The organism is Curtobacterium sp. MCPF17_047 (genome assembly GCF_003234045.1).
Lineage (GTDB): Bacteria > Actinomycetota > Actinomycetes > Actinomycetales > Microbacteriaceae > Curtobacterium.
This window is the reverse complement of the sequence record NZ_QKSF01000027.1, coordinates 1-10,952: the sequence shown is the minus strand read 5'-3', so window position 1 is coordinate 10,952 and position 10,952 is coordinate 1. Positions and strand designations below refer to the sequence as shown.

At 72.3% G+C, this 10,952-nt stretch carries 9 protein-coding genes; 6 read left to right on the top strand and 3 right to left on the bottom strand.

Going from position 1 to position 10,952, the window contains the following annotated elements:
• Positions 1 to 30: 30 nt before the first annotated feature.
• Positions 31 to 1,422 carry an MFS transporter gene (locus DEJ33_RS16615; RefSeq protein ID WP_258374713.1) on the bottom strand — a complete coding sequence of 464 codons (1,392 nt, stop codon included), beginning with the start codon at positions 1,420 to 1,422 and terminating at the stop codon, positions 31 to 33.
• Positions 1,423 to 1,485: 63 nt separating this feature from the next.
• Complete coding sequence (locus DEJ33_RS16610) at positions 1,486 to 2,499, bottom strand: AraC family transcriptional regulator (RefSeq protein WP_111079621.1); 1,014 nt, start codon at positions 2,497 to 2,499, stop codon at positions 1,486 to 1,488.
• 104 nt (positions 2,500 to 2,603) lie between these two features.
• Between DEJ33_RS16610 and DEJ33_RS16605 the strand changes: the two genes are divergently transcribed.
• From DEJ33_RS16605 to DEJ33_RS16585, 6 genes are all read left to right on the top strand, one after another.
• On the top strand, positions 2,604 to 3,053 hold the full coding sequence (locus DEJ33_RS16605; RefSeq protein WP_111195561.1) for a MarR family winged helix-turn-helix transcriptional regulator: 450 nt from the start codon (positions 2,604 to 2,606) through the stop codon (positions 3,051 to 3,053).
• Between the two features lie 165 nt (positions 3,054 to 3,218).
• Positions 3,219 to 3,368 (top strand): hypothetical protein, encoded by a 150-nt coding sequence (locus tag DEJ33_RS17400; RefSeq protein ID WP_181421545.1) that lies wholly within the window; start codon positions 3,219 to 3,221, stop codon positions 3,366 to 3,368.
• 99 nt (positions 3,369 to 3,467) lie between these two features.
• Positions 3,468 to 4,871: a sensor histidine kinase gene (locus tag DEJ33_RS16600; RefSeq protein WP_111195560.1), complete on the top strand. Its 1,404-nt coding sequence runs from the start codon at positions 3,468 to 3,470 to the stop codon at positions 4,869 to 4,871.
• Positions 4,865 to 5,506, top strand: a complete 642-nt coding sequence (locus DEJ33_RS16595) for a response regulator transcription factor (protein WP_111079615.1) — start codon at positions 4,865 to 4,867, stop codon at positions 5,504 to 5,506. Before DEJ33_RS16600 ends, DEJ33_RS16595 begins: the two co-directional genes overlap by 7 nt.
• A 117-nt stretch (positions 5,507 to 5,623) precedes the next feature.
• Positions 5,624 to 6,523: a hypothetical protein gene (locus DEJ33_RS17395; RefSeq protein WP_181437334.1), complete on the top strand. Its 900-nt coding sequence runs from the start codon at positions 5,624 to 5,626 to the stop codon at positions 6,521 to 6,523.
• Positions 6,524 to 6,793: 270 nt separating this feature from the next.
• Positions 6,794 to 8,347, top strand: a complete 1,554-nt coding sequence (locus DEJ33_RS16585) for an AMP-binding protein (RefSeq protein WP_111195559.1) — start codon at positions 6,794 to 6,796, stop codon at positions 8,345 to 8,347.
• Between the two features lie 104 nt (positions 8,348 to 8,451).
• Here the strand turns inward: DEJ33_RS16585 and opgC are convergent.
• A partial coding sequence (gene opgC / locus DEJ33_RS16580; RefSeq protein WP_309147124.1) for an OpgC domain-containing protein occupies positions 8,452 to 10,952 on the bottom strand: 2,501 nt, incomplete at its 5' end.

Sequence of the window (10,952 nt, the reverse complement as noted above, 5' to 3'; positions counted from 1 at the left end):
GGCGGGGCGGGGCGGCAAGGCGCCCGCGCCTCAGGCGGCGGGCGCTGCGGGCTCGTCGCGGACGAAGGCCATGAGCACGAGTCCGGCGATGAGCACCACGACGACGCCGAGGATCCCGTACCGCGTCGAGCCGCCGATCGTCACCGCGACCCCGAACAGCGCCGGCGCGATGAACGACGCCGCCCGCCCGGTCGTGGCGTACAGGCCGAACAGCTCCCCCTCGCGGCCGGGCGTCGCCAGCTTCGCCAGGTACGCACGGGAGGACGACTGCACCGGCCCGACGAACATGCAGAGCCCGAGACCGAGCACCCAGAACGACGCCTGCGCGGACCCGGCGAAGAGCACCGCGGTGCCGAACACCGACAGGCCGACGAGCGACACCATGATGAGCGGCCGGGACCCGAAGCGGTCGTCGAGCCGTCCGGAGACCACGGTGGAGATGCCGGCGACGACGTTCGCCACGATCGCGAACATGATGACGCCGGACGGACTGAAGCCGAACACCTGCGCGGCGATGATGCCGCCGAAGGTGAACACCGCGCCGACGCCGTCGCGGAACACCGCGCTGGCGAGCAGGAAGGCCAGCACGTTCCGCCGGGTGTGCCAGAGCCGGGCGACGTCGCGGCCGAGGTCGGCGTAGGCGGACCAGATGGACGCGCGGCGGTCGGGGTCGGCGGGCGCCTCCGGGACGACGACGAACAGCGGGATCGAGCTGACGGCGAGCCAGACGGCGGCGATGCCGATCGCGACACGGACGTCCCACTGCCCGGTCGCGACGGTCGCAGGCAACTGCAGGAGGCCACCCTTGCCGGTGACGCCGAAGTCCTGGATGCAGAGCAGCAGCAGCACGATGAGCAGCACGATGCCGCCGAAGTACCCGGCGGCCCAGCCGATCGCGGAGACGCGGCCGGTCTTCGATCCGCTGGCGACCTGGCCGATCATCGCGTTGTAGCCGACGCAGGCGATCTCGTAGGCGACGGTGCCGATGCCGATGAGGGCCGCCCCGAGCACGAGGTACGGCTGCTCGGGCGCGACGAAGACCATGCCGACGATCGACAGGACGATGCCGATCGTGGCGATGAGCACCGAACGCTTCCGGTGGCCGGACGTGTCCGCGAGCCGACCGATCGCCGGTGCGACGAGGGCGACGACGATGCCGGCGATCGTCAGCGCCGTGGAGACCACCGCGGCGTTGTGGGCGAGTTCGCGCTCGACGGCGGCGGCCGCGGCGGACGACGAGTCCTCGGCGGCGACGAGTGCCGGGTCGACGAACGCCCGGCTGGCCAGGTACGTGCTGAACACGAACGTCGTGACGACCGCGTTGAAGGCGGCGGAGCCCCAGTCCCAGAGCGCCCACGACACCAGCGCTCGACGCCGGAGCGGGGTCGGCGGTGCCTCGGCGGTCATCGGCGTACCGGTCATGGCGGAACCGTAGCGCCTCCGGGTGTCCGGCAGGCACGCCTCCGGGTGTCCGACAGACGCGCCTCAGCGCCGCAGCGTCTGCTTCGGGTACTCGCCGAACCGCTCCGCGTACGACGCCGAGAACCGTCCGAGGTGCGCGAAGCCCCAGCGGGTGGCGACCTGCCCGACCGAGACCGTCCTGGGGTCGAGCCCGAGCAGCTCTTCGTGCACCCGGTCCAGCCGCACCTGCCGCAGGTAGCTCAGCGGCGACACCCCGAAGGTGCGCCGGAACGCCTCCTGCACGCTGCGGACGCTGAGCCCCGCGACCTGCGCCAACTCGGTGATCGTGATCGGGTCGTCGGCATGGGCGTGGATGTGCTCGACGGCGGCGCGGAGCTTCGCCTGCCGCGGGTGCAGCAGTTCCGCGGGCAGCTGGTCGAGCTGCGGCGGGACGACCCGCAGGAAGGCGTCGACGGTCTGCCGCTTCGCCTCGTGCCAGACCAGGGAACCGGTCCCGCCCTCCCGCAGTGCGCGGGCCAGGGCACCGAGGGAGTCCCGCCACTGCCGCACGATCAGGCTGTCCGCGGGCCGCAGGTGGTCGAAGCGCATCTCCCGCGTGCCCACGTCGAAGCGTTCGGCGGCGACCTCCCGGACGAACCCACGGTCGAGGTGGACGAGCTGCTGGTCGTAGTCGGTGGCCACGAAGACGACGTCGCGGTGCGCCGGGAAGAGCATCGGCACTCCGACACGCAGGGCGACCCGGTCACGGAGGACGTCCGGCGTGCCGGAGCCCGCGGTGAGCCAGCTCATCACCAGGTCGTCTCCGGGTGCCGACGCGCCGCGGAGGAAGCCGTTCATGGTGGACCGGCGCATCGACACCTCGGAGTCGCCGACCGCCGTGTACCGGTAGGAGTACTCCCCCTCGGTCCGTCGTGACAGCCACTGCTTGCCCGAGTAGATGCCGGCGAGGTCGCGGACGGCGGCGTCGGGGTCGGAGCCGGCCACCTCGAAACGCACCGGCACCGCGGTGTCGGCGGGTGCCTCCCGTCCGGCCACCTCCCGGGTCTCACGGGGTTCCGGAGCCAGCGGCTCGCTCACGTCGTCACCACACTGTGCTCGGGACCAGCGGTATCTGGATACCCTTGCGGCGAGCACGCCGGTCCCCACTCCGGTGCGCCGCGACGCACCGAGGAGGGCATCCGGTGAGTGACCTCGACGTCATGGGTGCTCTGACCCGTCTGGAGCAGGCCTCGACCGCGCTGCGGAACCGCCTGCGCGACCGCACCGGTGTCTCCGGCACGGACCTGTCCGTCCTGCAGTACGTCTGGCGTGCGAGGAGCGGCGACCGTTCGGTCCGGGTGAAGGACCTGACGTCGCACCTCGGCCTGACGGGCCCCGCGGTGACGGGCGTGATCGACCGGCTGGAACGTCAGGGGATCCTGCAGCGTGTCCCGAACCCGGAGGACGGTCGGAGCCGGTTCATCGAGCTGACGCCCGGCCAGGAGCAGGTGTTCGCAGCGGCGCTGGACAGCACCAACGAGCAGTTGCACGAACTCCTGTCCTCCTTCTCGGAACGAGAGCGCCGACGCCTCGTCCGCATCGTCGACCGCATCGTCTCGGCGCTCGACGGCGGGGTGCCGCCCACGTCGTAAGGCAGGTTATGGGCCACTCGGTCGGCGCCCGGGCGAATTGTCCATGCAACGCGGATGGGTAACTTCTCGACCTACTTGTCCGGGCGTGGCTCCGAATGCGGCCGTACCGTCGGACACGACCAGGACCCCCTCACACGGGGGTCACCGCCGACGGGAAGGGACACCATGGGCCTGTACGAGACCGAGCCGGGCGTCGATCCGGTGCGCATCACCACCATCCGCCGTCTGCGCCGTCGCTGGAAGCACGGCGAGCAGCCCACGGAGGACCAGGGGCTGTTCGACGACCTCTTCGTGGCGACGACGAAGCAGCGCTGACGCAGCGACGTCGACACCTCGACGGGAGGCCCGTGGCGGGATCGCCACGGGCCTTCCGTCACGTCCGGGTCCGGCTCGAGCGCGGGTTACGGTGACCCTGTGCCCGGACGACGAACCCTCGACTCCGAGTACGGCGACGACGCCGTGCTCGTCGTCCGACGCGACCTGCGCCGCCGCCCGGCCCGGTCGGTACCGTGGCGCCGGGTGCTGGTGGGCGTGGTCCTCGCGGCCCTGCTCGGTGGTGCGGCCGTGGCGACGGTCGGCACGCTCGTCTCGCAGCGCACGGCGGAGGGGTTCGCCGTCGCGGACGCGACCGACGACACCGCCGCCGTTGCCCGCGCGGTCGTGGAACCGGCGCTGCTCGACGCCGTGGCCGACCCGGGGGCGTCCGCAGCCGACCGCCGTGCCGCCGCCGACCGGCTGGACCGCGCCGTGCGGGCCGTGACCGCCGCGACCGGTGCAGTCCGCGTGAAGCTCTGGGCCGCGGACGGCACCGTCCTGTGGTCCGACGAACCCCGCCTGGTCGGGCAGCGGTTCGCACTGTCCGAGGACGACCTGGAGGCGCTCGAGTCCGACCGCTCCGACGCCGAGGTGTCCGACCTGACCGCGCCGGAGAACCGGTACGAGCGGGGGCAGGGGCCGCTCCTCGAGGCCTACCAGGCGGTGCACGTGCCCTCCGGCGACGCGCTGCTGCTCGAGGTCTACTACCCGTACGACGCCGTCCTCGGCAGCGCGGCCTCGCTCCGTTCGGCGTTCGCCACGCTGGCGTTCGGCACCGTCGGCGTCGGCATCGCACTGCTGCTGCCCGTCGTGCTGTGGCTGCTGCTGCGGCTGCGCTCCGGCCAACACGACCGGGAGCGGTTGCTCGTCCGGGCCCTCGACGCCGAGACCGCCGAGCGCCGGCGTCTCGCCGCCGACCTGCACGACGGTCCGGTGCAGGACATCGCCGGACTCGCGCTCGGGCTCGGTGCCGCCGCCCGGAGCATGCCCGGACCCGGTGCCACGGTGCTCGAGGAGTCCGCGACGACGCTGCGGTCCGCGGTGTCGGCCCTGCGGTCGTCGATGTCCGCGATCCAACCGGCGGCCCCGGACCGCGACGGGCTCGGCGCAGCGCTCGACGACGCGACCGCCCGCGGTCGCGCGGCCGGCCTGGCGGTGCGACTCGACGTGCCCGCGACCGTCCCGGCCGGTCCCCCGGCGCTGCTCGCCGCCGTGCGCTTCGTCCGCGAGGCCGTCGCGAACGCCGTCCGGCACGCGCGTGCGACCACCGTCCGGGTGCGTGTCAACCGACGGGACGACGAGCTCGTCGTCCGCGTGTCCGACGACGGGGTCGGCTTCGACGCGGAGGCCGTGCTCCGGTCACGACGGAGCGGTCACCTCGGCACCACCCTGCTCCGCCAGATCGCCGAGGACGCCGGCGGCTCGCTGCTGCTCTGGACCGCCCCGGGCGCCGGCACCACCTGGGAACTCGCGGTCCCCGCCGGGACGGAGTCCGGATGGTGAGGGTGCTGATCGTCGACGACCACGCCCTGGTCCGGGGTGGTCTCCGTGCGGTCCTCGACACGACCGACGACTGCGAGGTGGTGGGTGAGGCCGCGACCGGGGAGGACGCCGTCGACCAGGCCCTCGCGCTCCGTCCCGACGTGGTGGTGATGGACCTGTCGATGCCCGGTGCCGGCGGCGTGGTCGCGACCGCGAGCCTGCGCGTGGGTCTGCCGTCCGCCCGGGTGCTCGTGCTGACGACCTTCGCCGACGACGCCCGGGTCCGGGCCGCGCTGGCTGCGGGGGCGACCGGGTACCTGCTCAAGGACGCCACCCCGGACGACGTCGTACGGGCGGTGCGGGCGACCGCTCGCGACGAGGTGCCGATCGACCCACGGGTCGCCCGGAGTCTGCTGCCCGCGGCGGAAGCGGTGTCCGGTCCGCAGACCGCACCCGCCACGTCCGGGCCCGTGCTGCCGCCACGCGAGCGGGAGGTCCTCGTCCGCCTGGCCCGCGGCCTGTCGAACCGGCAGATCGCGTCCGAGCTGGGGATCGCCGAACGGACGGTGAAGGTGCACGTCGGCAGCGTCTTCCGACGACTCCAGGTGGCGGACCGCACGACCGCGGCGCTCTGGGCGCGGGACCACGGGTACTAGTACCAAGGTCCGATGGTGCCCGCGTGGTGGAACGGCGACGATCGTGCCGAGGGGTCGAACCGCCCCGCACATCGAACCGGTCCGGAGTCTCGAACCGCCCCGCACAGGAGGCACACCATGCCCACCACCACCGACCACCGCACCGGCCGTACCGGCCGCACCCGCGGGACGGCCACGCTCCTCGCGGCGGCCCTCGCCGCCGCCACCGTCGCCGCGGTCGCCCTCGTCGGGGTCGCCCCGGCACAGGCGTCCGGCAAGACCTCGACCGGCGGCGACTACGCCGTCACGGTCAACGGCACCACCACGAACCCCGCCGTCGGCAAGGACTACAAGCTCCGGGACACCGCCGTCTCGGGCACCATCGCGGTGCGCGGCAAGCACAACGGCTTCGACATCCGGCTCGCCGACCTCGGGGTGTACGACTACACGCTGACCGGTGCGCCCGACTCGCAGCGGATGGTCACGAAGCCGACGGTGGTGTTCGCGTCGAAGGTGCCCTCGCTCACCGCCGCACAGCTCGCCGGTACCCGGCTGTCGTCACTCGAGGTCCGCGACGACACGCTCGTCGCGATCTTCAGCACCGGGGCCGGCAAGTTCAAGATCCAGGCGAAGGACGGCGCGCAGGGCGGGATCTTCCAGATGGAGACCGAGTTCGCCGGTCCCGTCACCTTCACCCACACCCTCGGCGCCGGGCTGTTCTACTTCGTCAACCCGTACACCGGCAAGGTCAACTTCGGCGACGGCACCGCCGCCGTGACCTCCGGCAGCGACGCGCACCAGATGCTGCTCGGCAAGGACAGCCCGCAGGTCGCCACGAAGACCTCGCAGACGGCGACGACCACCACCTGGACGGTGCAGCCCGGCGGCCGTCTCGGTGGGGTGCTCGGCGAGGACGCCGTCGAACTCAGCGCCGGCGCGACGAACTGCACGAGCGACTGCCAGGCGCAGAACCAGATCCGCGGCTCCCTGCCGGTGCCGCCGGACCCGGTGGACCCCACGCCCATCGCGTCGCGCTGAGCGTCACGCACCAGCGCTCCGGGGCACCAGCGCACCGGCGCACTGGCGCACACCAGGACGGACGGGAGGCCCGTGGCGGGATCGCCGCGGGCCTCCCGTCCGTCGTGGTGCGGCCCGGGCACGGCGCCCTGTCCGCCGAACGGGGGCTGCATGCGGACCGCCCGTGCTGGGTAGCGTCGGGAGGGCGGTCGGACCCGACGACCGCGCAGCGTCGTCTCACCAGCGGCGCGACCGAGGGCGACGACGCCCGCACCGACGAAGAGGGGCACGATGTCCACCAGCACCACCGGACCGGGAACACTGAACGTCGCCACGATCGTGGCCGAGGGCGCACGACGGCACTCCGGCAAGACCGCCGTCCTCACCGCGATGCCGGACGGCGTCCACGAACTGACCTACGGCGAGCTCTGGGAGCGGGTCCGCGCGACCGCCGGTGGCCTCCGCGCACGCGGGGTCGAGCGCGGCGACCGGGTCGCGGTGATGCTGCCGAACGTGCCCGAGTTCCTGGTGGCGTACTTCGCCGTCCTCGCGATGGGCGCCGTCGTCGTCCCGATCCACCTGCTGTTCAAGCGCGAGGAGATCACCCACGTCCTCGGCCACTCCGGCGCCCGCGTGCTCATCGCCGCCGGCTCGGTGCTCGGCGAGGCCGGCCCCGCGGCCGCCGAGACCGGCGCGCTCGTCGTCGGCGTCGGGGCCGGCGACGACGTCCTCTCGCTGACCGCGCTGGCGTCGGAGGGCGAGCCGCTCGACGCCGTCGTCGCGACGAACCCGCTCGACCCCGCCACCATCCTGTTCACCAGCGGCACGACCGGGCAGCCCAAGGGTGCCGTCGGATCGCACTTCGCCCTCGTCGAGCAGGTCAACGTCTGCATCATCGACGTGTTCGACCTGCGCGAGGAGGACGTCGTCTTCGGCGGCCTCCCGCTGTTCCACACGTTCGGGCAGACGGTCGTGATGAACACCACCCTCCGCCGCGGAGCGACGATCGTGCTGCTCCCACGCTTCGACGCGGCCACCGCGCTGCAGCTGTGCACCGACCAGCAGGTGACCGCGTTCCTCGGCGTCCCGACGATGTTCATCGCGCTCCTCGGGGCAGCCGAGCAGCACGACGCCCGACCGCCGTTCCGCTGGTGCGTCTCCGGCGGCGCGGCCCTGCCCGCCGCCGTGCTGGAACGCTTCGAGTCGACCTTCCGGGCGCCGATCCAGGAGGGCTACGGCATGACCGAGACCTCTCCGGTCATCTCGGTGAACCCACGCGGTGTCCCGAGCCGGGCCGGCAGCGTCGGTCCCGCCGTGTGGGGTGTCGACGTCGTCGTGGCGGACGCCGAGGTCGAGGGACGCATCGTGCCGGTGCCGGTCGGTGAACCGGGCGAGATCGTGGTCCGCGGGCACAACCTGTTCCTCGGCTACCTCGACGACCCCGAGTCCACCGAGGCCGCGATGGCCGACGGGTACCTGCGCACCGGCGACATCGGCGTCCTGAGCGACGACGGGTACGTCAGCATCGTGGACCGCAAGAAGGACCTCATCCTGCGGAACGGGTACAACGTCTACCCGTCCGAGATCGAGGCGGTGCTGCACCGGCACGAGGACGTCGCCTCGGCCGCGGTGTTCGGCGTCGACCACCCGGTGCACGGGCAGGAGGTGCACGCGGCCGTGGTCCTCCGCGACGGCGCGGCGGGGTCCGACGCGCTCGACGCGTTCGTGCGCGAGCACGTCGCATCGTTCAAGTACCCGCGGGTCTACCACGTGGTCGACGTGCTGCCGATCGGTCCGAGCGGGAAGGTACTGCGGCGCGAGCTCACGCGGCAGTACGGGGACTGACGGCGCGACCCGGCGGAGGACCGGGGCGGACGACGGACGGGAGGCTCGTCACCAGCTGGTGACGAGCCTCCAGTCCGTTCCGTCGCCGCCCTGCGGTCGGAGCGTCAGCGCGGGATGACGGAGAACAGGAACTTCCGCCGCACCATGTACCAGCTGAGCAGGATGAGCGCGGTGTGGACGGCGGTGCCGATCCAGACGTTGCCGTAGTCGAGGGGCAGTGACGCGATCACCAGCGCGAAGAACACCTGCCACACGAAGACGTAGAGGCTGGCCTGCCCGAGCGGGATCCACAGCCACCCGATGACCGCGTTCACCGGCTTCCAGAACACGGTGAGGATCGCGTACGAGACGATCGCGAAGAAGGCGATGTCGATCAGGCGACCCCACTGCAGGTCCACACGCTGGTACGCCGTGTTGTAGAGGTCCTGGTACATGGTCGCGGGGAACGGTGCCGGGGTGAACGCGAACCGGTCGCCCGCCCACACGTAGACCAGGAACGCCGCGTACCCGCAGACCAGCACGCCGATGAGCACCTTGCCGAGCCGTCCGGTCAACGCCCGGGTGATCTGGCGTCGGTAGTAGCCGAGCACCAGGCCGTGGGTGAACACCACCTGCCAGGTCAGCAGCGGGAACACCGCGTCGAACTGCGCGTTGAGCGGCTTGAACCCGGGGTCCACCGCCTGGAACACGTAGAGCGCCCAGCTGACGAGGAGCAGCGCCCACCAGTACCCGCGACGGATCACCCACATGAACACCGGGATGAACAGGCTGAGCACCACGAACAGACCCATGATGTTGAACGGCCACGGGCCCATCTCGAGCAGCAGGAACTGCCGGATGGCGTACCAGGGCGGCGGGTACGCCAACAGCTGCATCGCGTTCGGGTACAGGTCGTAGACGCGTCCCTCGGCCTGCACGCCGTCGAGGCCCGTGCCGCGGTCGGTGAACGTCGTGATCGCGTCGGTGTCGAGCAGCGGGACGAAGCTCAGCGCGAAGACGATGAGGATCACCACGAGTGTGACGACGTACTGCTTGCGGGCACGCTTCCAGGCGCCGACCGCGGACGCCCACTCGCCGAAGCGGGCGACGCCCAGGGGGTAGACCATGCCGAGCACCATGCCGGAGAGGAACACGAACATCTCGGCGCCGGTGATCGCGCCGACCGCGTGCAGCGTCAGGTACGAGTACGGGCCGGAGACCTCGATGTGCGTGATCACCACCGCCAGGATGATGAAGCCACGGAACAGGTCCAGGCGCAGGTCACGCCCCGGTTTGCCGTCGTCCGGGTACCGCCAGCTCGGCACGAGCCGTCCGACCAGACCGCTGAGGACGAACACGAGCGCGAGCCCTGCCGCCAACCAGACGATCCACGCCATCTGGTCGCCGCCGGTGTCGAGCTGCTGGTTCGTCGCGGCAGCACCCTGCTGCGGGGTCACCCGGTCGGTGACCGGACCGAAGACGAACTGGTCGGCACCCTGCAGGTCCGTGCGGAACGAGCCGGCGATGCCCGGGGCCTTCGCGAAGCGCCAGTCGGCCACGCGGTTGCCGGCCTCCGGCTCGCGGCGGTCCGCCTCGACGAAGGTGACCCCGCGGATCTCGGGGGTCTTCCGCACCTCGGCGATGACCTGCCGCCACCAGCCCTGCTTCACCTGCAGCTCGCCGGCACCGCTCAATGAGTGGTCGTAGAGCGCGCCGGTGTCGAGCAGCATCGGTCGGTCACGTTCGACGGCGAACCGGTCGACGAACGAGCCGGGCTGCTGCCGGTCGTAGCCCCAGCGCTCGGCGAAGCGCTGCGCGACCTCGTCGGACGCGGGCACGTCGTTGCTCGTCAGTGGGACGTCGCGACCCGCTGCTTCGGTGGCCTTGCCCTTGCCGAAGTAGAACATGGACAGGCCGACCCAGTCGACGGACGACGCGCCGGGCCAGTACGGCTCGTAGGGGTCGTCGGCCGCGGTGATCTGGCCGTCGCCGTTCGTGTCGAGCTTCTCGGTGTCCGTCGCCGACAGGTCCGCCAGGCGACCGGCCGACGAGCCGAACGGGTAGCCGGCGCCGTACGAGGGCGACCAGACCATGCGGGCGTCCGAGTCCCCCGTGTGCACCTGCCGCGCCACGGTCCGGAAGGCCTGCACGAACTGCGTCGGCTGCTGCCCCCACCGCACCCACGTGCCGTTCATCTGCGGGGCGAAGCGCACCAGGAGCTGGGTGTCGTACTGCCGATGGGCCTGCTCGAACAGCGTGTTCGCGCGTCGGGCGTCGGCCTTCGTCAGTGACCGGAGGGACTGGTCCGGCACCAGGCTGACGACGAGCACGGCGCCCTGCGCGGCGGCCGCCCGGGTGGAGCGGAGGAACTGCTCCTCGGCCCGCCGGTCGACCGGGTAGGCGATCTCGACGCCGTACATCGACGGGGTGGCGTCGAGTCGGCCCTCGTACCCGTCGGGGGCGTCCGAGCCCCAGTCGAGGTCGGGGCCGAACCAGGTCTTCCCGGTCGGCGGGGTCAGTGCGGATGTCGGGTCGGGCGTCGGGGCGGCCGTCGGGGTGGCGGTCGGGGTGGCCGGGGCGGCCGGTGCGGCTGTCTCCGGCAGGGCTCCGCCGAACAGGAGCACGC